Annotated in this window: 23 protein-coding genes; 10 read left to right on the forward strand and 13 right to left on the reverse strand. The window is 62.9% G+C overall.

All coding sequences use genetic code 11. The annotated features are described in order from the left end of the window. Positions 1 to 27 precede the first annotated feature (27 nt). A complete protein-coding gene (locus tag JXQ94_RS15255; RefSeq protein ID WP_421924634.1) occupies positions 28 to 1,167 on the forward strand; it encodes a serine hydrolase domain-containing protein in 1,140 nt (379 codons plus the stop codon). A gap of 11 nt (positions 1,168 to 1,178) precedes the next feature. Here JXQ94_RS15255 and JXQ94_RS15260 read toward each other — a convergent pair whose 3' ends face one another. The 6 genes from JXQ94_RS15260 to JXQ94_RS15285 form a co-directional block, all read right to left on the reverse strand. After that, the gene (locus tag JXQ94_RS15260) at positions 1,179 to 1,580 is read right to left on the reverse strand and encodes a hypothetical protein (RefSeq protein WP_421924635.1); all 402 of its coding nucleotides are present in this window, start codon (positions 1,578 to 1,580) and stop codon (positions 1,179 to 1,181) included. A gap of 80 nt (positions 1,581 to 1,660) precedes the next feature. Further along, positions 1,661 to 2,620 (reverse strand): alpha/beta fold hydrolase, encoded by a 960-nt coding sequence (locus tag JXQ94_RS15265; protein WP_421924636.1) that lies wholly within the window; start codon positions 2,618 to 2,620, stop codon positions 1,661 to 1,663. A gap of 106 nt (positions 2,621 to 2,726) precedes the next feature. Further along, entirely contained in the window at positions 2,727 to 3,635 is a 909-nt protein-coding gene (rarD, locus tag JXQ94_RS15270; protein WP_421924637.1) for an EamA family transporter RarD, read from the reverse strand. Between the two features lie 104 nt (positions 3,636 to 3,739). Then, positions 3,740 to 4,759, reverse strand: a complete 1,020-nt coding sequence (locus JXQ94_RS15275) for an aspartate-semialdehyde dehydrogenase (RefSeq protein WP_421924638.1) — start codon at positions 4,757 to 4,759, stop codon at positions 3,740 to 3,742. A 311-nt stretch (positions 4,760 to 5,070) separates the two neighbouring features. After that, positions 5,071 to 5,382: a hypothetical protein gene (locus tag JXQ94_RS15280; RefSeq protein WP_295695009.1), complete on the reverse strand. Its 312-nt coding sequence runs from the start codon at positions 5,380 to 5,382 to the stop codon at positions 5,071 to 5,073. Next, positions 5,379 to 5,966, reverse strand: coding sequence for a hypothetical protein (locus JXQ94_RS15285; RefSeq protein WP_421924639.1), 588 nt, complete (start codon positions 5,964 to 5,966; stop codon positions 5,379 to 5,381). Before JXQ94_RS15285 ends, JXQ94_RS15280 begins: the two co-directional genes overlap by 4 nt. A 291-nt stretch (positions 5,967 to 6,257) precedes the next feature. Here JXQ94_RS15285 and JXQ94_RS15290 point away from each other — a divergent pair, with 291 nt between their 5' ends. Continuing rightward, on the forward strand, positions 6,258 to 6,470 hold the full coding sequence (locus JXQ94_RS15290; protein ID WP_075190102.1) for a cold-shock protein: 213 nt from the start codon (positions 6,258 to 6,260) through the stop codon (positions 6,468 to 6,470). Positions 6,471 to 6,549: 79 nt separating this feature from the next. Here the strand turns inward: JXQ94_RS15290 and JXQ94_RS15295 are convergent, their stop codons facing one another. Next, positions 6,550 to 7,494, reverse strand: a complete 945-nt coding sequence (locus JXQ94_RS15295) for a glycerophosphodiester phosphodiesterase family protein (protein WP_421924640.1) — start codon at positions 7,492 to 7,494, stop codon at positions 6,550 to 6,552. Between the two features lie 113 nt (positions 7,495 to 7,607). On the opposite strand from JXQ94_RS15295, the gene JXQ94_RS15300 reads away from it, so the two are divergent. Beyond that, positions 7,608 to 8,138, forward strand: coding sequence for a hypothetical protein (locus JXQ94_RS15300; RefSeq protein ID WP_421924641.1), 531 nt, complete (start codon positions 7,608 to 7,610; stop codon positions 8,136 to 8,138). On the opposite strand, the gene JXQ94_RS15305 is transcribed toward JXQ94_RS15300, so the two are convergent. Continuing rightward, complete coding sequence (locus JXQ94_RS15305; RefSeq protein WP_421924642.1) at positions 8,135 to 8,392, reverse strand: hypothetical protein; 258 nt, start codon at positions 8,390 to 8,392, stop codon at positions 8,135 to 8,137. The two genes, JXQ94_RS15300 and JXQ94_RS15305, sit on opposite strands and share 4 nt — an antisense overlap. A gap of 65 nt (positions 8,393 to 8,457) precedes the next feature. Here JXQ94_RS15305 and JXQ94_RS15310 point away from each other — a divergent pair, with 65 nt between their 5' ends. Beyond that, on the forward strand, positions 8,458 to 10,332 hold the full coding sequence (locus JXQ94_RS15310; protein WP_421924643.1) for a cation:proton antiporter: 1,875 nt from the start codon (positions 8,458 to 8,460) through the stop codon (positions 10,330 to 10,332). Here the strand turns inward: JXQ94_RS15310 and JXQ94_RS15315 are convergent. Then, positions 10,320 to 10,499: a hypothetical protein gene (locus JXQ94_RS15315; protein ID WP_295694996.1), complete on the reverse strand. Its 180-nt coding sequence runs from the start codon at positions 10,497 to 10,499 to the stop codon at positions 10,320 to 10,322. The genes JXQ94_RS15310 and JXQ94_RS15315 overlap by 13 nt on opposite strands. A gap of 254 nt (positions 10,500 to 10,753) precedes the next feature. Between JXQ94_RS15315 and JXQ94_RS15320 the strand changes: the two genes are divergently transcribed. Further along, complete coding sequence (locus tag JXQ94_RS15320) at positions 10,754 to 12,658, forward strand: transglycosylase domain-containing protein (protein ID WP_421924644.1); 1,905 nt, start codon at positions 10,754 to 10,756, stop codon at positions 12,656 to 12,658. Positions 12,659 to 12,765: 107 nt separating this feature from the next. Beyond that, entirely contained in the window at positions 12,766 to 14,334 is a 1,569-nt protein-coding gene (locus JXQ94_RS15325; protein WP_421924645.1) for a hypothetical protein, read from the forward strand. A gap of 83 nt (positions 14,335 to 14,417) precedes the next feature. Here the strand turns inward: JXQ94_RS15325 and JXQ94_RS15330 are convergent, their stop codons facing one another. Together JXQ94_RS15330 and JXQ94_RS15335 are read right to left on the reverse strand one after the other, a co-directional pair. Next, entirely contained in the window at positions 14,418 to 15,683 is a 1,266-nt protein-coding gene (locus tag JXQ94_RS15330; RefSeq protein WP_421924646.1) for a polyhydroxyalkanoate depolymerase, read from the reverse strand. 46 nt (positions 15,684 to 15,729) lie between these two features. Beyond that, positions 15,730 to 16,362 (reverse strand): SCO family protein, encoded by a 633-nt coding sequence (locus JXQ94_RS15335; RefSeq protein ID WP_421924647.1) that lies wholly within the window; start codon positions 16,360 to 16,362, stop codon positions 15,730 to 15,732. A gap of 151 nt (positions 16,363 to 16,513) precedes the next feature. On the opposite strand from JXQ94_RS15335, the gene JXQ94_RS15340 reads away from it, so the two are divergent. Further along, positions 16,514 to 17,836 (forward strand): ActS/PrrB/RegB family redox-sensitive histidine kinase, encoded by a 1,323-nt coding sequence (locus JXQ94_RS15340; protein ID WP_421924648.1) that lies wholly within the window; start codon positions 16,514 to 16,516, stop codon positions 17,834 to 17,836. Positions 17,837 to 17,873: 37 nt separating this feature from the next. Then, the gene (locus tag JXQ94_RS15345; protein WP_295694984.1) at positions 17,874 to 18,425 is read left to right on the forward strand and encodes an ActR/PrrA/RegA family redox response regulator transcription factor; all 552 of its coding nucleotides are present in this window, start codon (positions 17,874 to 17,876) and stop codon (positions 18,423 to 18,425) included. Here JXQ94_RS15345 and JXQ94_RS15350 read toward each other — a convergent pair. Then, complete coding sequence (locus JXQ94_RS15350; RefSeq protein WP_421924649.1) at positions 18,422 to 19,138, reverse strand: DUF1223 domain-containing protein; 717 nt, start codon at positions 19,136 to 19,138, stop codon at positions 18,422 to 18,424. The two genes, JXQ94_RS15345 and JXQ94_RS15350, sit on opposite strands and share 4 nt — an antisense overlap. Positions 19,139 to 19,249: 111 nt before the next feature. Further along, a complete protein-coding gene (acnA, locus tag JXQ94_RS15355) occupies positions 19,250 to 21,925 on the reverse strand; it encodes an aconitate hydratase AcnA (protein ID WP_421924782.1) in 2,676 nt (891 codons plus the stop codon). A gap of 156 nt (positions 21,926 to 22,081) precedes the next feature. Here acnA and ccmA point away from each other — a divergent pair, with 156 nt between their 5' ends. Both ccmA and JXQ94_RS15365 read left to right on the forward strand, forming a co-directional pair. Continuing rightward, positions 22,082 to 22,741, forward strand: coding sequence for a heme ABC exporter ATP-binding protein CcmA (gene ccmA / locus JXQ94_RS15360; RefSeq protein ID WP_421924650.1), 660 nt, complete (start codon positions 22,082 to 22,084; stop codon positions 22,739 to 22,741). Continuing rightward, positions 22,738 to 23,406 (forward strand): heme exporter protein CcmB, encoded by a 669-nt coding sequence (locus tag JXQ94_RS15365; protein ID WP_421924651.1) that lies wholly within the window; start codon positions 22,738 to 22,740, stop codon positions 23,404 to 23,406. Before ccmA ends, JXQ94_RS15365 begins: the two co-directional genes overlap by 4 nt. The last annotated feature ends 20 nt before the right edge of the window (positions 23,407 to 23,426 follow it).

A 23,426-nucleotide genomic window follows, 5' to 3' on the forward strand; every position in this document is an offset into this window, starting at 1 on the left:
GCCGCGGCGCGCGTTAGCCAGTTCCTTATGAGCACAGAGATTTTGCCCGCCCTCCATGGACATGTTGCCGCCGGTTTCGAACCGGTGGCCGATGCCTTCCTTGCCAACTGGAAAGATCAGGACGAGATCGGCGCCGGCTTCGCCCTCTGCCTGGATGGCGAGATGGTGGTCGACATTCATGCCGGTTGGGCTGACCGCAAGAAATCGCAGGACTGGAAAGCCGATACGCTGGTTCCGGTCTATTCCACCGGCAAGGCGATCGCGGCGCTGGTCCTGGCCCGCCTCGTGGATCGGGGGCTGCTGAGCTATGACGCCCCCGTCGCCGACTACTGGCCGGAATTTGGTGCGGGCGGCAAATCCGCAGTAACGGTGGCCGAGGCCCTGTCCCACCAGGCGGGCCTGTCCGGAATTGCCGAGGAGATGGACGCCGGCGACTGGTTCGATGCGGCGAAGATCGAAGACAGGCTGGCGCGGCAGGTCCCGCTTTGGGAGCTGGGCACGGGATCGGGCTATCACCCGGTCACTTTCGGCTTCATCGCCGATGCGCTCGCCCGCCGGACCGATGGCCGCTCCATCGGCGCGATCCTGCGGGAGGAGGTTTGTGGTCCGCGCGGCATCGACTTCCATGTCGGTCTGCCCGAGAGCGAGCATGAGCGCACGGCCGAGCACGCCATGCCGCGCCAGGTCCCTGATCTCGGTGAGCTGAACACGGCGCGCAAACTGGCCTTTCTGAAGCCCTGGTCCTCGCCGGGCCGCCGCGGTGCAACGGAATGGCGCAAGGCCGAATTCCCCGCCGCCAACGCTCACGCCACCGCGCGCTCGCTCGCCCGCCTGATGACCGCCTATGCCGATGGCGGAAAGCTGGAGGGCAAGCGCTTTATTTCCGAGGCGACCCTCGCCGCGCTGGTCAAGGAACGCGTCCGCGGGCCTGACAAGGTCTTGCCCTTCGACCTCTCATGGGGTGCCGGTATCATGCGCAATGTGTCGCCGGGCTTTTACGGACCGACGCCGGAAACCGTCGGTCATTCAGGCTGGGGCGGATCCTGCGCCTTCGCCGATCCGGTGCGTACGCTGACCGGCGCCTATGTCATGAACCGCCAGCACCATTACCTGGCAGGCGATCCGCGTCCGGTCCGGATCATCGAGGCTGTTTACGGCTGCCTCTGACGAGGCCCTGGTTACGTGTCGTCTTCTGCCAGCCATTCCAGTGCTTCCGGTCGGGTTGTGAAGACGGCGATCCTCGTCTTCCACCCTTCCCGCGTCATGGCGGACCAGAGTTCGGGGATGATTCGCTTGAGATCATCGGCGCAGACCAGCGCTGTTTTTGGTGAGTGGCCGGCGCGGTAGCGCTCATTCCAGCCTCGCATGAAGGTCTGGTGGTCATTCATCGCCGCTGGGGTGAAGGTTTCGAGCGTGGCGAAATCGCCAATAATCAACAGCAAATCGAAGTCGGACTGCCAGCCCGGAATACCAGGTAATTCCGCAATGGAGTGCCGCAAATTCAACATCGAGGTATCGGCACCGAAGATTAGTTCGGCGACCTTGAGATCACGATGGAGCGTCCAGTGTGCCTTGCCCATATGGCTCCCCGGAATTGAAGACGTGTATTCTAGACATGTTCCTTGGCCAGTGCGCCAGATATCTTCTTATCTTGCTGTGATCAGGCCGGAAAGCGGCGCTCCAGCCAGTCCAGCAGGTAGGCGTTCAGTTCATCCGGGGCTTCCCACATTGTCCAGTGGCCGCAGCCTTCGATCACGGCGAACTCGCTGTCCTTGCACAGGGCCGGCATCCATCCGGCCAGTTTCGGCGGCAGCATGAAGTCGAGCTCCGCGGAGATCATCAGGCAGGGCAATGAGAGGCGGTGGTCGACACCGCCCATGCGCTGCCAGTTGGCGTCGAAATTCCGGTAGAGATTGATGCCGGGCCCGAAGCCGGTCTTGCGATAGGCCTCGGCATAGACGGCGCGATCCTCCGGCTTCACCACGATCCGCTTTTCCGGGCGGCCATTGAAGCTCTCGAACTGGGCCGGGATATGGGTGATGTCGGGGAAATAATCCTCGAGTTTGCCGATTTTGGGCGGGCTGCCGAAGATGAAGGCGAAAAACTCATCTTCCTTGCCCTCGAACACGCTCTCTGCATAACCGGGCGCCTGGAAACGCAGGATATAGTGGTCCTCTCCGCCAATTTCCCGGAAGGCCTCGGTCGGCGCCTGGGCGCCCCGCGGCAAGTGGGGCGTATTGACCCCGATCACACCGTCAAATCGGTCGGCCGCCAGCATGGCGGCGTGCCAGGTTATGATCCCGCCCCAGTCGTGACCGACCCAGACAGCCTTGTCGTGGCCCAACGCGTCGAGCAGGCCGGTGAGGTCGGCGATCATCGTGTCAATGTCGTAGGCGTCGACACCGCCCGGACAGTCTGAGCCACCAAAGCCGCGAAGATCGGGTGCGATTACCCGATAGCCGGCCCCGGCGAGCACGCTGATCTGGTTCTTCCAGGAATAGGCCAGCTCCGGCCAGCCATGGACGAGCAGCAATGGCTGCCCGGTCTCGGGGCCGGCGAGATGAACGGAAATCTCTATTCCGTTGGTGGCGATCCGTTGTGGTGTCGGGAAATCAGTCATGGAACAGCCTCGTCTCGATCCCGGTCGGTGAGCGGGATCAGATCATTACGGGTTGGCGGGCAGGAGAAAGCAGGGACCGGCATGGGTCAAGCGCGACGCGGCTGGTTCAGACATCCCCGGGTAGCGCGTCCTGCTTGCGGTCGCGGCGGATCTGGCTCCAGGCGAAACAGGCCACGCCTGACCAGATCAGCGCGAAGGTAATCATGTGGCCGGTCGCGAAGGGTTCGCCGCTCATCACGCCAATACCGAACTGGATGGACGGCGCGAGGAATTGCATCAGCCCCATGGTCGATAGACGCAGGCCTCGCACGCCGATCGTGTAGAGCAGAAGCGGCACGACGGTGACGGCGCCGGCGGCGATCAGCAGCGCTGCCTGGGTCGGGGATTCGAGGAAATGCCCGACGCCGGAGGCTTGCATCCAGATCAGGCCGATGATGGCAAAGGGCAGCAGGAACAGTGTTTCCCACAACAGCCCGACGCGGCCGTCTACCGCAGCCACCTTGCGGAGGTAGCCATAGGCCGTGAAGCTCGTCGCCAGCATCAGGGAAATCCAGGGAACTTCGCCGACGGTGAGAATCTGGTTGGCGACGCCAAGGGCGGCCAGCGAGATGGCCGCAATCCGCCACGGGCCGAGCGGTTCGCGAAGAATGACCACACCGACGGCGACGCTCATCAGCGGATTGATATAATAGCCCAGTGAAGCCTGCAGAACCTGGCCGGTATTGACCGCGAAGATGAAGCCCCACCAATTCACCGATATCAGCGCCGAGGTCGCGAGCAGTGTCAGCAGGGTCCGGCGGTCCGAGAGGACGCCCAGGGCTGTCCTCAGTCGACCGGAAACGAGTAGCGAGGCTGCCAGAAGTGGCACAGCCCAGACCACACGATGGAGGATGATCTCGATCGCGCCAGCAAAGCTGAGGGCCTGGAAGAAGAAGGGCGAAATGCCCCAGATGAGATAGCCGGAAAGGCCCGCCGCGAGGGCACGCCGCGTATCAGTCGAAGTCTCGGTGGACATGCGGGCTCCTCGGTCGAAGTCGTCCATCGCACATAGGGTGCCCGCCTGTCGATAACGACCCGCTTCTTGCGCATGACAGGTCTGCGTCAGCCTGCCTGTTGCGCTCAGTTGCCGATCAGCCCCTTGTTCAGCAGGCCTTCTGCGATCTGCACCGCATTGAGGGCCGCTCCCTTGCGCAAATTATCGGAGACGATCCACAGGGCCAGACCGTTGTCGACGGTCGGGTCCTCGCGAACGCGGGAAACGAAGGTGGCGAATTCGCCAACGCATTCGACCGGCGTCACGTAGCCCTCGTCCTCGCGCTTGTCGATCACCATCAGGCCCGGGCTCTCGCGCAGCAGGTCGCGCGCTTCGCCGGAGGACATCGGGGCGTCCAGTTCGAGATGTGCCGCGATGGAGTGGCCAACAAAGACCGGAACGCGGGCGCAGGTGGCGAACAGCTTGATCCTCGTGTCCAGGATCTTTTTCGTCTCCACCATCATCTTCCACTCTTCCTTGGTGGACCCGTCTTCCATGAAGGTGTCGATATGGGGGATGACATTGAAGGCGATCTGCTTGGTGAACGCCTGCGGGTCGACGCTATCATTGACGAAAATGCCTTTCGTCTGCGTCCATAACTCGTCCATGCCCGCCTGTCCGGCGCCGGATACTGATTGGTAGGTGGCGCAATTGACGCGCTTGATGCCGACCCGGTCATGGATCGGCTTCAGGGCCACGACGAGCTGGATGGTCGAGCAATTCGGATTGGCGATGATGCGCTTTTTCGTCACGCCGTCCAGCGCGTCGAGATTGACCTCGGGCACGACCAGAGGGACATCCGGGTCCATGCGCCAGGCCGAGGAATTGTCGACCACGATGGCGCCAGCCTTGGCGATTTTCGGCGCCCATTCCCTGGACACATCACCGCCGGCCGACATCAGGACCAGATCGACGCTGGAGAAGTCGAAACTTTCGGCATTCTGGCAGCGGAGTGTTCTGTCGCCATAGGACAGCTCGACACCCATGGATTTTCGGCTGGCCAGGGCATGGATTTCATCTGCCGGGAAAAGACGCTCCGCGAGGATGGTGAGCATCTCCTTGCCCACGGCTCCGGTCGCTCCGAATACTGCTATCTTGACGCCCATTTGCGTGATGACCTTTCACTTGCCCAAGGGTTGATCCATGCCGATCGGGTGCACATAAACCCGCATCAGGGCACTGGCTAGGCTGATTTTGCGGTATGGCGCTGTTCTTCTGGCCCGGGCGGGCAAAAATTTCCAATGTTGCAGCGGATTCAGGCGCGGCGATGCCCCCGATCGGCAATGACACCCGGATTGCGTTTCGGCGAGGTCGTGGTCCGCCTGGCCTTGTTCGTGGTTGCCCTGCCGCCTGCCAGCAAGGGTCGACCCACACCCCGGATAGGATCCGATATTCAAACACTGACCTGGGTCGATGTTCAGGGTTGGCGGGGCCGTTTCATCTGCAGCCAGATCCGCCAGGCAACCAGTCCACCGAGCGCGATGACAATCAGCTCCAGGGCATTGATGCCGAGGAAGAGTGGTGTGATCAGACGCTGTAGCAGGCCCCAAGGGCCGTCATAAATCGTCTCGCCCTGTCGCCAGAAACCGATATAGACAGCGGCAGCCACCACGATGGCCACGCCGAAGAAGGCGAGCCGGATCATCGTCGCCGGATTGAAACTGCGACCGGCCCGCGACTGTTCTTCGCGATTGCGGCGCGTGCGCTCGAGAAAGCGGCGTCGACTCATCCCTCATCCTCCTGTGATTGGTCCGAGGGCGGGTGGATATCCCGAAGGACATCCAGCGCATCATCAATGTCGACATCCTGCACCGCGCAGGCCTGAACGGGCTCACTGAAATTGGCCATGGAGCCATTGCTCCAGCAAGCGTCATTCAGCGAGCAATAGCAGATTTCCAGCTCCAGTCCGCGCAGCGCGGATTGCATGCGTTCGCCAGCATCATCGCCGCGCACTTCGAACACAACCAGATCCTCACCGACCGACAGAACCGAGCTCGGCACGGATGTTGTGGTCACGGAATAATCTCCGACGAGCTCGGCAAATTGTGGCAATTCCATCGGATGACGGACGACCTCGCCCTCGTACAGGACCCGGAATTCATGGATGAGGGCCGGTCCAAGCCCCTTGTTGGACAGGGTCAGGCTCCCGGCTTCGGAATTGAGGGTGAAAGTGGTGTCGACATAGGGCCAGACCGAGGCGTCGAGTTGACGATCAGACGATCGCAATTCCAGGAAGGCGAACAGCAACGCAAGGGCCGACATCGCGACAGCGCCGAAAGACAGGACGTATTGGTTGCGGTCATGCTCGGTCATGGACACGGTCTCCCCGGCCCCGATTATGCCGCTCCAATCGCGTTGCGCCACAGGAGTTTCATTTGCGTTGGGCGCGATTTCATGCGCATAAGTTTGGCAACGGGCGGCCGAACTGGCCGGACGGAAAACTGATCGCCTACCCGGTGCCTGCCTTCATGGCAGGGTCCCATCGGGCCCAGAGACTTCAGCCTTCCCCGACTTTCTACGTCCGTATTACCGGTATCAGGACGCTGATACTGACTTTATTTTTTGTCCGGACGCGGGGCATGCATACTGGGAAGGTTCCCTCTAATGGCTACAGGTGTCGTTAAATTCTTCAACCAAAGCAAAGGCTTTGGCTTCATCACCCCGGACGAGGGCGGCAATGACGTCTTCGTGCACATCTCGGCTGTCCAGGCTTCTGGTCTGCCGGGTCTGGAAGATGGCCAGAAAGTCTCCTTCGAAACCGAGCCGGATCGTCGCGGCAAGGGTCCGAAGGCGGTTGACCTGCAGCTGGCCGACTAAGGCAGTTCAGGGATCGCAAGATCTACGGGAAACGGCGTGGAGCTCAAGCTCCGCGCCGTTTTTCTTTGTCCGGTCGGGATCAGCCGTCGCTCATGGTGTCTCGAACCTGCACCGCCGTTGCGGGAAAGTCCGTGAAGACGCCATCCACGCCGAGGGCATAGATACGCTGCAGCTCGGCCTCGATATCCAGGTCCTCGGAAACCGGGACATCGTCACGGAAAGTCCATGGGTGGACGGCCAGGCCCAGCGCGTGGGCGCGCCTCACGAAACCGGTATCACCTCCGTCCGCAGAGATCAGCAGGGCCTTGGAGGGCCCGACTCCGTCGGCGAAGGTCGCGGCATCTTCCAGTGAGACCGTCGGGGTGAGCGGGTCGGCTTCCGGGTCCAGCTCGATCATCGGGAAAACCAGCATCAGGAGACGGGTTTCGACCTCACTGTCGAGGCGGGCGAGAAAGTCCGGCTCGAAACACTGGATCGCCGTTGGCGCGTCGACCGTATCCAGCCCGCGGGCGCGCAGGATTTCGACCAGAACCGGCAAGGGGTCGAGGCCGATGGCAGTGAAATGGCCCGGCGCCTTCACCTCGGGTTCGGTGCGAACATTGTGCTCGGCTGCGAGGTCCAGAACCTCCTCGAAAGTCGGGATCAGGAATTGATCGTTGAAGCTGGCATCTCGCTGCGGCCAGGGCTGTCGGGCGCGCAAGGTGCGGATTTCGGCCAGGGTGAAGTCCTCGACCCACCAATCCTCGCGATCGCCCTGGATGCGTCGCCGGTCTGCGTATTCGGGAAGGTCGGCGATATTGGTTGTCGTGGAGAGATAGTGATCATGGCGCACGATCAGAACGCCGTCGGCGGTCATGACGAGATCCGGCTCGATCACATCGGCGCCTTGGGAGATCGCGAGTCTGAAGGCTTCCAGCGTGTGTTCCGGCCGGTCACCCGATGCGCCGCGATGAGCGATGACCAGGGGCGGCTGGCCGTCGAGCGTGGTCCAGACATGCGGCTGTGGGCCCTCCGCAGTGGGCATACAGGCCGCGAGCCCGACAAGTATCCCAATTCCCAGAAAGATTTGTCGCATCGCCCCCTCCCGCTTTGCTGATTTGCACTCTAGCCTGAGCCGGTATCGCACGGGAGTGACAAATGCGCGACAAGAGCCGGTTTGACGAGCTTGCCGATGCGGCGGAGCGCTATGGCGCGTGCTCGCTGGACAATTATGCGGTGATCCGTTCGGTGGCCGAGAATGTCTCGACCGGATTTTGCCGTTTTCTCGGGTCGGGTGACAAGGTGTGCGTCCACCTGGTCCCGCCGGAGGGTGCGTGGTCACCGCAACCACACCGGTCCGGCGCTTTTTCGGTATCGGGCAAGGGATTTTTGCCGCTGGGCGTCATCAGTTTCGGACTGGCAGTGAAAGTCTCGCGTACGGGTGACTGGACGCGTCTCGTCCTGGCCTGTGCGAAGAAGGGTCATCATGTCGAGATCGCGATCGCCAATGGTCCGGTTTTCGATCTGGAGCTGCCGCTTGACGAGTCGGCCCTGACGATCGTGTTCGAGCGCTTGCAGGCGCATCTGATTGCCTGGTTCAATGACCAGGCCGATCTCTACGAGAACGGCGATTATGGCGGTCGAACGATCGGGTTCGATCTGGTTCACTCCGACGAGGGATCGCTCTAGGCGAAGGCCTGACCGATCAGGGCCGCGATATCCAGCGCCGGATTGCCAAACAGGCCGGATCCGAAAACGCCTGCGCCGCCGACCAGGCCCAGAAGGGCGCTGGACGCCAGCCGGCGACGCAGCATGAAGGCCCCGGTCCAGCGGGCGATGGCAAAGGCATTGCCGGCGCCGACCAGGGCGACGGGGCCGCCGATCAGCATGGCGGCGATGAAGGATGTCACGGCCAGTTGGGCCTCTTGCGGCAGGGTGTCCATTTTTGCCTCCCCAGGTCTGTCGCCTCCGGGCGACGAATGGAACGAAACGCGCTAACAGGATCGCCATGATAGAGACCGGACCTGACCTCACCCTGACCATCGCGCTCATCGCCGGTTCAGGTGTTGCCGCCCAATGGCTGGCCTGGCGCCTGCGCTGGCCCTCCATCGTCCTGATGATGGGGGCAGGCCTTATCCTGGGGCCGATCTGGGCCTTCGCCGCCGGCGAGCCCCTGGTCCATCCCAGCGCCGTCTTCGGCGATTATCTGCGCCCCATGATTGCCCTGGCCGTGGCCGTCATTCTCTTTGAGGGCGGCATCACGCTGAACTTTCGCGAGCTGCGCGATGCCTCCGGACCGGTGCGGCGCATGGTCTTTCTCGGCTATCCGCTCGGATGGGCCGGCGCGGTCCTCGCCTTGCATTATGTGGCTGGTCTCGCCTGGGACATTTCCGCCATGATCGGGGCCCTTTTAACCACAACCGGTCCGACCGTTGTCCTGCCGCTCCTGCGCCAGGCCAAATTGCCCGGCCGGATCGCGTCGGTGCTGAAATGGGAAGGCATCGTCAATGATCCGATCGGTGCGTTGTCGGCCGTCTTTGTCTTTGAAGCCATCCGCCAGACCGCACTGGGCCAGGACTGGATCCAGGCCGGCATGGCGCTTGGGCTGGGGGCGCTGATCGGCGCGGCGCTCGGCTTCGCCTTCGGGACTGGACTTTCGCGCGCTTTCCGGCGCGGCTGGGTCCCGGAGCCCATGAAAGCGCCGCTCATTCTCGCGGCTGTCCTGGTCTGCTTCTCTGTCGCCGACGCGCTGGCCAGTGAAACCGGGCTTGTTGCCGTGACCCTGTTTGGCCTCGTGGTAGCGAATTCGCGGCTGGCCTCGATCGAGGAAATGCGCCGTTTCAAGGAAGGTATTGCCTCCATCCTTGTCGCCAGTGTTTTCGTTGTGCTGGCGGCCGATCTCGCCCCGGGCGATCTGCTGGCGCTCAATGGCTGGCATCTGGCCTTTGTCGGCGTCTTTATCCTGGTGGCCCGGCCGATCTCGGTCGTGCTCGCGACCTGGGGGTCTGGCCTCAATCTCAAAGAGACGGCCTTTATCGGCATTATTGGCCCGCGCGGTGTCGTTGCGGCGGCGGCGGCGGGCCATCTTGCCGCCAGCCTTGTCGAGGTCGGGCGCGAGGATGCGGCCATTCTCGCCCCGCTGGTCTTCGTGACCATCTTCATCAGTGTCTTCGGGTGCGGGTTTGCGGTTTCACCGCTGGCCAAGCTGCTGGGCCTGTCCCAGTCGGGTCCCGAGCGTCTTCTTCTCGTCGGCGCGAACCCGTGGAGTCTCGGCCTCGCGGATGCGCTGAAGAAGGCCGAGGTGCCGGTCACGATCGCTGATACCAGCTGGCGGCGGCTGCGGGCCGCGCGTCTGGCCGGGCACGATGTCCATTATGGCGAAGTCCTGTCGGAGGTCGCTGATCACCGGCTGGAACCTGCCCGTTTCTCGGCCCTGCTCGCCGTCTCCCCCAATGATGCCTACAACGCGCTGGTCTGTATTGAATACGGGCCGGACATGGGCCGTAGCCGGGTGTTTCAGCTGTCCGGCTTTGACGGGCCTGTGGACGCGGAGAAGGTCGAGGATGATCCGCGGGCAATTGCCTTCACGGCGCGTGGTCGCACGCTTATCCGGCGCGGGCGCGGCTATGACAGCCTGGCCCGGGACTGGTGGCAGGGCTGGCGGTTTCGCAACACCAAATTGTCTGAAACCTATCCGCTCGAGTCCTATCTCGAAGACGCAGGTGAAAGTCCGGACCTGGTCCTGGCGCGCATGCCCAATGGCAGTTTCCATCTGCTGGGCTCGGGCCGCGAGGCACCTAGCCAGCCGGGAACGATTCTGATCCGTTTTGGACCGCCAGAGGCGGACGCACCGGACAATACGCCTGACGATCAGTCGTCGTAGGGCTGTGACCCGCCCGGCGGGGCACCGCCGCAATAGGGCCAGTTGTCGGCATTGGGGTCGCCGTGCGGGCAGACCGCATCCGTGCCTTCATAGATAGCAATACAGCCGGACAGGCTGGCTGCGCCCAGAAGCACGGCGAGGACAAGAAGTGAACGCTTGACTGACATGATGAGGCCCCTCTTCGGCCATATCGTGCCGTCAGGCTTGGTCCAGTGCAAGCTTTTAGGGGCGTGCCTTCATGGGGAATTAACCCTGCCGCGCGCAGATAAAACTCCCGGTTTTGCGACAAGGATCGAGCATGGCCCGCCGGCCCAGGAAATCTCAGGCGGCGCAGCGCGCCCGCTCGGCAGCGCCGTCGCGCGGTCAAAGGCGTTCGCGCCGGCGAAAGCGTACGACCGGCAGGGGCTTTCCCTGGTTCCGCATGGCGGCCTGCCTTGTCATCATCGCCTCACTTTTCATCGGCGGCTTGCTGGTCTCGATTGCGCGCGACCTGCCGGACACAAGTGGCCTCGAAGCGGTCGAACGCACGGCCACAATCACATTTCTTGACCAGGATGGCGCCCTGATCGCACGACGCGGCTCGGCTCACGGGCATGAAGTGACGATCGACGAGCTGCCGCCCTATCTCGTCGATGCCGTCCTCGCGGTAGAGGATCGTCGCTTCTACAGCCATCCCGGGATTGATGTGATCGGCCTTGGCCGCGCCATGGTCGCCAATCTGCGTGCCGGTCGTGTGGTTCAAGGCGGATCGACGCTGACCCAGCAATTGGCCAAGAACCTGTTCCTGTCACCTGAGCGGACTCTCCGCCGGAAGGTCCAGGAAATGATGCTGGCCTTCTGGCTGGAAAGCCGTTTCAGCAAGGACGAGATTCTCGAGCTCTATCTGAACCGCGTCTATTTCGGCGGTGGCGCCTATGGCGTCGAGGCGGCATCCCTGCGCTATTTCTCTCGTCCGGCCAGCGAACTGGGTCTGGGAGAAGCGGCCCTGCTTGCCGGCTTGCTCAAGGCGCCCTCCCGCTACAGTCCGGTCAATGACGCCCAGCGCGCTGCGGCTCGGGCGACCGTCGTGCTTGATCTGATGGCCCAGACCGGCCGGATTACCGACGCCGAACGGATTGACGCCGCCTCGACTCCGATCCGTGTATCACGCGGCGCCTCGAGCCAGGGCGCCCAGTATTTCGTCGACTGGGCCGCGGAACAGGTGCGCGGCATTGCCGGCCTCGACCATGGGGACCTGGTCGTGCACACCACGCTGGATGTTGATGCCCAACGCGCGGCCGAGCGGGCGCTCAGCAGTATACTGGACGATGAAGACCTGGCTGCCGGTGCCGGCGAGGGCGCATTGGTCTCCCTGGCGCATGATGGCGCCGTGCGCGCGATGGTTGGCGGGCGATCCTATGCCCGGTCGCAATTCAATCGCGCCGTCCTGGCCCAACGTCAGCCGGGCTCCGCCTTCAAGCCCTTTGTCTACGCTTCGGCTTTCGAAGCGGGGCTGACACCGGAAGACCGGCGCAATGACGCCCCCGTGCGGATCGGGGACTGGGCACCGCAGAACTATAATGACGAATATCGGGGTGAGATGAGCCTGCGCGAGGGGTTCATACGCTCCTCCAATTCCATCGCCGTCCAGATTGCCGAGGAGACCGGCCGAGGTCATGTTGCCCGTCTGGCGCGTCGGCTGGGCATTGAGAGCCCGATGCGGGTCGATCGCTCGCTGGCGCTCGGCGTGTTCGAGGTGACGCCGCTGGAACTCGCCTCCTCCTATGCGCCATTCGCCAATGGCGGTCTGCGGGCCTCGGCCTATGGCATTGACCGGATTGAAAGCGCCGACGGTGAGCTCGTCTACGCCGCTGCGCCCGCCGGTGGTGAGCTGGTGCTGGATGCGCGCACGGGTCAGCGCATGCGCGATCTCTTTCTGACCAATGTCCGTCAGGGCACAGGTCGGCGCGCTGCAGTGTCCGGACTGACGATTGGCGGTAAAACCGGGACCACCAATGATTTCAGGGACGCGTGGTTTGCCGGATTCAACAGCGAGTTGGTGACGGTCGTCTGGACCGGCAATGACGATAATTCGCCCACTGACCGGGCCACGGGCGGCGGTCCGCCGGCGCGGATATTCCAGGCCTATCTGCAGAACGCTCCGCGTCACGGCCTCGGCGCGGCGCCGATTGCCGCTCCTGATGCGCTCGCCGACATACTCGCGGCAAGCCTGGACCCATCACCCGAAGCCACGCCCGCTACACCCGCGGCGCGTGCGGAAGATGACACGGACAGTGGTGAAGACCCCATCGGCGCTTTCCTCGCCGGCTTGGGGGGACGCGACTGACCCAAAATCCCCCCAAAGAGCCACACTGTTTCAAGGACGTGTGGTCGCCGTGGTGTTAAACTCCCGTTCGAGGGACCTAGAAACACCGATCCAATAAGGGGGTCATTATGAGATACAGCCTGCTTACTGCCGCTGCCGCGGCGAGCGTCGCCATTTACATGCTGCCGGCCGGCAGCGTAGAGGCCCAGAGCCGCGCAGCGGCGGAAGCCGCCATGGAGCGGATGGGACTGGATGGCGGACAGGACGGCTTCAGCTATGACAGCGTCAGCTTCCGCAGCGGTCGTTACATTCTCAACGATGTCACTTTCAGCGACATCAATGATGAAGGCGATGGCGGCCCGGACGTGGTCCAGGTCGAGCGCATGATCTTTGACGCGCTTCGCCTCGATTCCGACGGTGAAGTGCTGTTTGACGGTCTCGCTCTGGAAGGCATCTCGGCCACCGATGATATGGATGGCACCGTGATCCGGCTCGACCGCGTCAGCCTTGATGGCCCCAACTCGGTCATGACCCATGATTTCGGTCGCGCTGTCGCAGGCGAAAATGATGATGATTTCGAGCCGGACTGGAATCTCTACGAGTTTGAGGGATTCGCGATTGAAGGTCTCGTGGGCCAAGGCGAAGAAGACGGCAATCCGTTCGAGTTCAGCCTCGCCCAATTCGTCGTCGAGCAATACTCACGCGTAGAATTGGGTCGCCTGGCCATGCTCGGCTTCGCCTTCTCGGGCGCAGACGAGACCGGTGAAGATGTGACCGTCAATCTCGGCGAGATGTCGATCATCGGCTTCCAGACGGCGGCCTATGCCGACATGATGGATGCGGCCGCTGCGGGCGCTGATGAAGACGCCGTGATGCAGGCCTATTACCAGAGCGCCTTCCTCTCACCGGTTGATATCTATGACCGCTTCGCCGTGCGCGACATCCTGGTCGAGGCGTCGGGTGTTCATTTTTCTATGGATCACCTGACGGCCGAAATGGAGCGCAGCGGCTCCCGGGTTTTCAGCACGGCTGAACTCGGCTCCGCAATGCTGATCCCGGACGCGTCCAAGCCGGGCGGGGCCCAACTCGCCATGGGTCTGGGCATGCTCGGCTATGATCAGCTCGAACTGCGGATGCAGGCCAACTCGGTCTATGACGAAGACACGGGTCGCTCCTACACAACTGGCGAAAACTATCTCGAGCTGACTGATGGTCTGCGTATCGAGATGGCGCAGGACATGTCCGGCTTCAACGAGTATCTGGCCAACATGCCGTCGGCGATGGAGACGCTCTCTGCCGTCGACGAGTCCGATGAGGCCGCCCAGATGGATGCGATGGTCAGTCTGATGGGGCCGCTCCTCATCAATAATATGTCCATGCGCTTCGTCGACCTGTCATTGCTTGACCGCGCCCTTGATGCTGGCGCTGCGGCCCAGGGCATCACGAAGGACGAATTGCGTGTCCAGGCGGGTGCGATGATGGGTATGGGCCTGATGGCGGCACCGCCGGAGATTCCGCGAACGGTTCTCGCCGAGCTGTCATCTGCCCTGACGAATTTCGTCAATCAGGGTGGCAGTCTGACGATTGACATGACCCCGCCCGAGCCGCTCAGCATCGGTGAGATGTTGGTGGATATCGAGGCCGGCACCTTCGATTACAACGTGTTGGGGTTGAGCTTCACATCCGAAGCACCCTGATCGTTTCTTCACGAGAGACAGGAAAGGCGCCAGTCGGTTCGACTGGCGCCTTTTTCTTGTTCGCCTTCGAAAGGGGGCGAGTCCTAGCGGCTTGCGAGTGCGGCCTCGCCGGTTTCGTCCATGAAGGTCTTCATCCGTGGAGCAATTTGCTCGCGGAAACGGCGTCCATTGAAAACGCCGTAATGGCCGACATCGGGCTGGATCCAGTCCTGTTGCAGCGCGTCCGGGAGGCCTGAGCACAAAGTGTGCGCGGCCTGGGTCTGGCCAATGCCGGAAATGTCGTCATTCTCGCCTTCCACCGTCAACAGGGCGATGTCGCGAATTGCGGCCGGATTGACCGTGCGCTCGCCGTGCGTCTGCTCGCCCTTGGCCAGTTTGTGCTCCTGGAAGACGTCAGTGATCGTCTGCAGGTAGAATTCTTCCGACAGGTCCATCACGGCAAGATATTCGTCGTAGAAAGTGCGGTGTTTGTCGGCGTTGTCGCCATCGCCATCGACCAGATGGGTGAAGAAATCCCAGTGAGCGTCGACATGGCGCTCGAGATTCATGTTCATGAAGCCAGCCAGCTGCAGGAAGCCCGGGTAGACACGCCGGAAGGCTCCGGGATTCGGCGCGGGAACGGTGTGGATCAGATTCCCTGCGAACCAGTCGAACGGCTTCTCTTCTGCCAGCTTGTTCGGCACGGTCGGCGACAGGCGCGTATCGATGGGGGAGCCCATAAAGGTCATTGAAGCCGGCCGGTTCGGGTCGTCATCCTCGGCCATCAGCGCGATTGCGGCCAGTGTTGGCGGGCCTGGCTGGCAGACAGCGACGACGTGGACATCCGGTCCCAGAAGGCTGACCATTTCGCGGACATAGCTGGTGAATTCATCGAGATCGAAACGGCCGTCGGTGACCGGGACCATCCGCGCGTCCTGCCAGTCGGTGATGTAAACCTCACTATCAGGCAGGAAGGCTTCAACGGTGCCGCGCAGCAGGGTCGCATAATGGCCTGACATCGGAGCGACGAAGAGGACTTTTCGATCCGGCGTTTCATTGCCGCGGGCCGCGATGAGCGCGTCATGATCGCGTTCGAAGTGGAGCAGTGAGCACCAGGGTTTGGTCCAGACGACTTCCTCGCTGACGCCAACGCATTGCCCGTTGACCGTGGTGTGGTCGAGCATCCATTCCGGCTTGGCATAGCGCCGGGTCACGGATTCAAAGAGTTCGGCGGCGGCGGCCATCGAACGACCGGCAATGGAGTCGGCCATCGGATTCATCGGTGAGCGGAGGGCCTGCCGGGTGGCATTGGCTGCCGCGCGCCATGGAGTCATGGCGAGTCGATTGAATTCATAGACGCTGTAAAGCATACGCTCTCCTCGCGTCGGCGCCGTGCGCCGGCACTGTTCCGGACGACTATCCGGGATTTTCCTCAAGGAAGTCTTGCAGGCGGAGCGCGACATCGCGCGGGTCCACGCCTGAGGTAAAGAGATCAACGAAACGCCCGTCGCCATCCATTACATAGATGATCGACGAATGATCCATCAGATAGTCACTGCTGCTGTCTTCTTCCGCGCGTTGGTAGACCACGCGATAGGCCCGGGCGACGGCGGCAATCTGCGCCTCGCTCCCTGTCAGGCCGACAAGACCGTCGGGAAAAGCCGGCGAGCTGACATAGCGGGCCATCTGTTCCGGCGTGTCTCGCTCTGGATCGACCGTAATCAGGATGGGCTGAATTCGCGCCCGTTGTCCGGCATCCAGCTGGTCCATGGCGGCGGCCATGATCTGCAGCGAGAAGGGGCAGACATCCGGGCAATACGTGTAGCCGAAATAAATCAGCATGACCTTGCCGGCATAGGCTTCCTGCGTGACGCTTGCGCCGGTCTGGTCGATCAGTTCGAACGGGCCGCCCACCTGGGCTTCCCCGGTTGTGCGCACGCCTGAGCGACGCTCCACGACCTCGCCCGGCTGGGTCAGCAAGAGGGTAAAGAACGCTATCAACAAGACTGTGGGCGCTGCGATCAGCAGCCAGAGCAATGGACGCGGCATTGTCACTCCTTGGCCGGCGCCCGGTCTATCCGGGCGCAAACGAAGCATGCTAGTCAGAATGCTCCGGTTTTGCTGCGGATGCGAAGGTAGGGCCAAGCCCGCTCCCTGTCCATAACCGGACGCGGTCACGCTTTCAGGAGGCAAGCACGCGATGAGTGAGAGCGATTGGGACCCCTATGGCGGGGACGCCCATCTGACACCGGTCTTCGGGCGGCTGCGCCTGCGTACGCTGGTCATGCTGAGATGGCTCGCGGTTGGCGGACAGACGCTGACCATTCTCGTCGTGCATTTCGTCGTCGGGTTCGAGCTGCCGATCGGATTCTGCCTCGGCCTGATTGCCATGAGCGCGCTCGTCAATACCTGGCTGACCCTTGCCGTGCCGCCGCAGAAATTCGCCCGAGACTGGGAAGCCTTCGCCCAGCTGGGTTTCGACATCCTCCAGATGTGTGCGCTGTTGACCCTGACAGGTGGCCTGCAGAATCCCTTCATCGTGATGCTCGCAGCGCCCATCATCATTGCCGTCGCTGCCCTTCCGGCGCACTGGTCCGGCGGTGTCGCGGCGGTTGCGATCAGCGGGACAGGTGCGATGTGGCTGTGGAGCCTGCCCCTGCCCTGGTATGGCGGTGACACGCTTGACCTGCCGGGCATGTATGTCTTTGGCCTGTGGGCGGCTATCTTCATCGCCGTCGCCTTTACCGCCGTTTATTCCTGGCGGGTCAGTCAGGAAGGCAGACGCATGGCCACGGCGCTGGCGGCAACCCAGAGCGTTCTTTCCCGCGAGCAGCGCCTGTCGGCACTGGGTGCCCTTTCGGCCGCTGCCGCGCATGAGCTGGGAACGCCGCTGGCAACCATCCAGCTGACCGCCAAGGAAATGCTCCGCGAGATCGAGGCCGACTCGCCGCTGGCCGAGGACGCCGATCTCCTGGTTGCACAGGCGCGCCGTTGCCGCGACATACTGAAGCGGTTGGGCGAGGTGCAGGAAGCCTCCGATGAACGTCATGATCGTATCGAGTTTCTCGCCGCGCTCGAGGAGGCGAGCGTGCCCTTGCGCGGCCTTGGCCCGGTCGTGACCGTCGAGTTGTCGGAAACCGGCGATGGCGATGCGCCTGTCCTGCGGCGCATTCCGGAGCTGCTCTATGGCATCGGGAATTTCATTGAAAACTCAGTAGATTTCGCGGCCTCCCGCGTTGTTGTGGAAGGGCGATGGGACCGGTCCAACATCTATGTTCGTGTGCTCGATGACGGGCCTGGTTTTACCTCGGACATTCTTTCCAAGATCGGTGAGCCCTATGTTACGACCCGGTCGGGGACTCCCGGTCAGGGCGGTCTCGGGCTCGGCGTCTTCATCGCCAAGACCATGATCGAGAAAAGCGGGGGTGTGGTCCGTTTTGACAATGCGCCCGGGCCGGGTGGTGCGATCGTCGCAATCCGCTGGCCGCGCAAACGGGTGGAGGCGACGCCTGCACTGGGCTAGATAATGGACAAAGACCAAAATTCACGAGGACCGACGCGTGAGCGAGATCGAATACGAGCTTCCCGAAGACAAATCCCTTCTCATCCTGGACGATGATGCGCCCTTCAGGACCCGTCTTGGCCGTGCCATGACCGGTCGCGGTTTCATCGTCTCGGCCGTGGCCAGTGTTGATGAGGCCAAGGAAGTGGCCCGCTCCAACCCACCGGCCTTCGCCGTGCTGGACCTGCGCCTGCAGGACGGGGACGGACTGGATGTGGTCAAGGCGTTGCACGCCTCGCGCGCCGATTGCCGTGTCGTGATGCTGACCGGTTACGGCAATATCGCGACGGCAGTGGCTGCCGTGAAAGCCGGCGCCGTGGATTATCTCTCCAAACCGGCCGATGCCGATGACATCATCAAGGCGCTGCTGGCCCACCCGGAAGACAAGCCGGAGCCGCCGGAGAACCCGATGTCGGCCGATCGCGTGCGCTGGGAGCATATCCAGCGCGTTTTCGAGCTGTGTGATCACAATGTCTCGGAGACCGCGCGCCGGCTGAACATGCACCGCCGCACCCTGCAGCGCATCCTGGCAAAACGCGCACCGCGCTAGCGGGTGGCCATCTCGCTGGGGGCGACCCGGGCATAGCCATAAACGGGGCCGCCATTGGCGCCCTGAACGATGGCGACCGTGCCATAGCGACGGAAACTCTCACCGGTGAAAGTGGCCGGTCCGCCCGACCAATTTCCCAGATATGTCATGCTCTTGACCATGTTGTAGTGAAGCATGTCGAGGCCGTCATTCTCGCCCGCGCGGACTTCCACCGTGGCCCATCCGGGCGAGTAGGCGACGAGCCAGACATCCAGTTCCTCTTCCGGCGCATTGCCGTCCAGCGTGACCTGAAAGGAGCCGAAGGGACCGTCGGCAACCGTGATAACCGGGCTGTCCGGCATGGCCGTCAGGCGTTCGCCCACGGCCAGGGCAACGGCATCGCGCTCCCAGCCGGGCGCATCGGTCACGCCATCAACCACGAAATGGGGCGTGTAGAGACGGGGCACGTCGAGCCGCGGCAGATAGGTCCGCTGGCGCTGGACATATTCCGGTCGGGCATAGGTGTCGGTCCAGCCATACATGTCCCAGTAGGACACCGCATAGGCGAGCACGAAGACGTTTTCGCGCTGGTCCAGTTCACCGAGATAGCGATTCGCTTCCGGGCACAGCCCGCAGCCCTGACTGGTGAAGAGCTCGACCAGGACCGGGCGCTCTTCGCAGGGCGCCTCGGCGTCATCCTGAGCGACCGCAACCGGCAGTGACAGCCCGCTCATGACTGCGAGCAAAAGGGGAAGGAGCCATTTCATGGCATCTAGATAAGCATGCCCGCCCGCATCATCCAATCAATTGGACGTGACGCGGGCGGGAGAATGCTGTCCGGCGACTTACGACGCTGCGAGGTTGCGCAGAACGTAGTGCAGGATGCCGCCATGGCGGAAGTATTCGAGCTCGTTCTCGGTATCGATCCGGGCGCGGGCCGGGGCGGTTTTCACCGCGCCGTCCGGGAAAGTGATCTCGACGGTCATCACGGCGCGCGGCTCGAGGCTTTCAATGCCCTTGATCGTGACTGTCTCGTCACCGGTCATGCCGAGCGATTCCCAGCTTCCACCATCCTCGAATTGCAGGGGCAGGACACCCATGCCGATCAGGTTGGAGCGGTGGATACGCTCGAAGCTCTCGGCGATGACGGCCTTCACGCCCAGCAGGCGCGTGCCCTTGGCTGCCCAGTCACGTGAGGAGCCCGTGCCGTATTCCTTGCCACCGAACACGACCAGCGGCGTACCCGCGGCCTGGTGCTCCATGCAGGCGTCAAAGATATCGACCTGCTTGCCGTCCTTGAGCGTGTAACCGCCCTCGACGCCGTCCAGCATCTTGTTCTTGATGCGGATATTGGCGAACGTGCCGCGCATCATGACTTCGTGATTGCCGCGACGCGAGCCGTAGGAGTTGAACTCCAGCACCGGAACCTGACGTTCCTGCAGGTAGCGACCAGCCGGGCTGTCGGCCTTGATCGAACCGGCCGGCGAAATGTGGTCGGTCGTGATCGAGTCGCCGAACAGGCCCATGATCTTGGCATTGATGACATCGCCCGGGCTTTCCGGATCCATCGTCATGCCTTCGAAATAGGGCGGGTTCTGAACATAGGTGGATGTGTGGTCCCAGGCATAGGTCAGGCCACCGGAGACTTCGATACCGCCCCAGGCGTCATCACCCTTGAACACGTCGGCATAGCGCTTGGCGAACATGTCCGGCGTGACCGAGGTGCGCACCACTTCGGCGATCTCTGCCGAGCTCGGCCAGATGTCCTTCAGATAGACGTCATTGCCGTCCTGGTCCTGGCCCAGCGGGTCGGTGACCAGATTGACTTTCATCGAACCCGCCAGGGCGTAGGCGACAACCAGCGGCGGCGAGGCCAGATAGTTGGCGCGCACATCCGGCGAGATCCGGCCTTCGAAGTTGCGGTTACCCGACAGTACGGACGTCGCGACGAGGTCATTCTCGTTGATCGTCTTGGAAATGGCCGGCGGCAGCGGGCCCGAATTGCCGATACAGGTGGTGCAACCATAACCCACGAGATCGAAGCCCAGCGCGTCGAGATCGTCATTCAGGCCGGCGCGCAGCAGATAATCGGTCACAACCTGGGAACCCGGAGCCAGCGAGGTCTTCACCCAGGGTTTGGTCTTGAGGCCCTTGGCCACGGCGTTGCGGGCGAGGAGGCCGGCGCCGAGCATGACGGACGGGTTGGATGTGTTGGTACAAGAGGTGATGGCCGCGATCGCGACATCGCCATTGGTGAAGGGGAAATCCTCACCAGTGACCGGTGCAGACTTGTCCAGCTCGTCGCCCTTGCCGTACTCGCTTTCCATGATGCGCGCGAAGCCGGCAGCGGCATTGGACAGCTCGATCCAGTCCTGCGGACGCTTGGGACCGGACACGGCCGGCACGACACTCGACATGTCCAGGTGCAGCGTATCGGTGAAGGTCGGGTCGGCGTCATATTCCGGGCGGAACATGCCCTGGGCCCTGGAATAGGCTTCCACGAGCGCGACGCGCTTGTCATCGCGGCCGGTGGCCTTGAGATAGGCGAGGGTTTCGTTGTCGACCGGGAAGAAGCCGCAGGTCGCACCGTATTCGGGCGCCATGTTGGCGATGGTGGCTTCGTCTTCCAGGGAAAGATGGTCGAGGCCGGTGCCGTAGAACTCCACAAACTTGCCGACCACGCCCTTCTTGCGAAGCATTTCGACGACTTTGAGGACCAGGTCGGTCGCGGTCGCGCCTTCCGGCAGCTTGCCGGTCAGCTCGAAGCCGATGACTTCCGGAATCAGCATGGAGACCGGCTGGCCGAGCATGGCTGCTTCGGCTTCGATACCGCCGACACCCCAACCCAGGACGGCGAGGCCATTGATCATGGTGGTGTGGCTGTCAGTGCCAACGCAGGTGTCGGGATAGGCGACGGTTTCGCCGTTTTCTTCCTTGGTCCAGACAGCTTGGGCAAGATTTTCCAGATTGACCTGGTGGATGATGCCCGTGCCCGGCGGGACGACGCGGAAATTGTCAAACGCCTTGGCGCCCCATTTGAGGAATTTGTAGCGCTCGCCATTGCGCTCGTATTCGCGTTCGACATTCTTGGCGAAGCTGTTGGCCTGGCCGAAATTGTCGACCATGACCGAGTGGTCGATCACGAGGTCGACCGGGACTTGCGGGTTGATGCGATCCGGGTCTGCGCCGAGTTTGGTCGCGGCATCGCGCATGGCGGCGAGGTCGACCACGGCCGGAACACCGGTGAAGTCCTGCATGACCACGCGGGCCGGGCGGTAAGCGATCTCATGGGTCGACTTGCGGGTCGTCAGCCATTCGGCCATCGCCTCGATATCAGCCTTGGTGACGGTCTTGCCGTCTTCAAAACGCAGCAGGTTTTCCAGAAGCACTTTCAGCGAGCCCGGGAGGCGGGAAACCCCGGCCAGGCCATTCGCTTCGGCGACCTTCAGGTCATAATAGACATAGGTTTCACCGGCAGCGGTGAGGGTGCGTTTACAGGAAAAGCTGTCGAGAGAGGGCATATGCGTCGTCCTCATGAGGTCAGGGGTAAAATACCCGGTGGGGAGGGTAGCCGCAGGTTACGGCCATATGTTTTGGCGGGGTTTTAGCCGGACATTCGGTTTGCTGCAATGCGGCGTTCCGTGCGTTGACGGATGGCGCGCGGTCAGGCGACATGCATGACCATGCAAAGCGCGATCGAAATTTCTCCGGACATGCCGGAACTTGTGACGGAAACACTCCGGGTTTCCGGTTTGTCGCTGGCGCGCGGGGGGATTGAGCTGGTCCGCGGTTTTTCGCTTGATCTCGCGCCCGGGGATGCCGTGCTCATGAGCGGCCCGAACGGGACCGGCAAGACGACATTGCTCAGAGCGCTTGCCGGCTTTATCCGACCCGATGCGGGTGACATTCGTTTCGGCGAGCTGCCTCCCGGTGAGGTTGCTGCGGATTGTCTGGGCTGGCTTGGGCATGCCGATGGCCTCAAGCCCAATGAGACGCCCCGCGCTGCGCTGCGCTTCTGGGCGGACCTCACCGGGCAGAGCCGGAAGGCCATTCTACCGCTCATGCGGGCGATGGCGGTGGAGAGCCTGATCGACCGGCCCGCTGCGCGCCTGTCGCGCGGCCAGCAGCGGCGGACGGCATTGGTGCGCGTCGCCCTGGCCAATCGCCCGATCTGGTTACTCGATGAACCGGCCGGTCCGCTCGACGGCGGCGGTCGCGCGCGGCTGGCCTCCCTTGTCGCCTGGCACCGTGCCCGCGGCGGCAGTGTGGTTGCCGCGACCCATCAATTGCTCGACTGGCCTGATGCCAGGCGGATTGATCTGGGAGCGCATCGATGAGCGCGCTGGGAGCGATCTTCATGCGAGAGGCTCGCCTGGCCTGGGCCGGTGGCGGCGGCGCAGCCGGGCCGGCAGCCTTTTTCCTCGCCGCGATAACCCTGGCACCGCTGGCCATCGGTCCGGCGGCAGACCTCCTCTCCGCGGTTGGGCCCGGTATCATGGGCTTTGCCGCGCTGCTCTCCGTCCTGCAATCCGCCGACCGCCTGTTTGGTGATGATCATGGCGATGGAACCGCCGAGCTCTACCTGCTCAGCGGCGTCTCGCCGGCCTGGCTGGTACTGGCCAAGGTCACGGGTCAGGCGCTGGCCACACTCTGGCCCCTGCCGGTGATCGGATGCCTCGGCGCGATGATGTACGGCGTGCCCGTCCAACCGGCCATGATGGGCGCACTGGCGCTGCTGGCAGCTATCCCGGCGCTGTCGCTGATTGCCGGATTTGCCGGTGCCCTCGCCGCCGGGATACGGCGCAGCGGCTTGCTGATTGCCCTGATTGCGACTCCGATGATGGTGCCGGTCCTGATTTTTGCCGCGGGCGCCGGACGCTCTGCCTTCGAGGGTGACGAGCGGGCCTTGGCCAATCTTTTGCTCACTGCGGCGGTCTCGCTTGGCACAATCGCGCTTGCTCCCTTCGGTATTGCCGCGGCGATCCGTAGCCGGTTGGGTTAGGTCGGCTGACCCGTGCCTCA

The sequence above is a fragment of the Maricaulis maris genome, assembly GCF_049116555.1.
Lineage (GTDB): Bacteria > Pseudomonadota > Alphaproteobacteria > Caulobacterales > Maricaulaceae > Maricaulis > Maricaulis maris_C.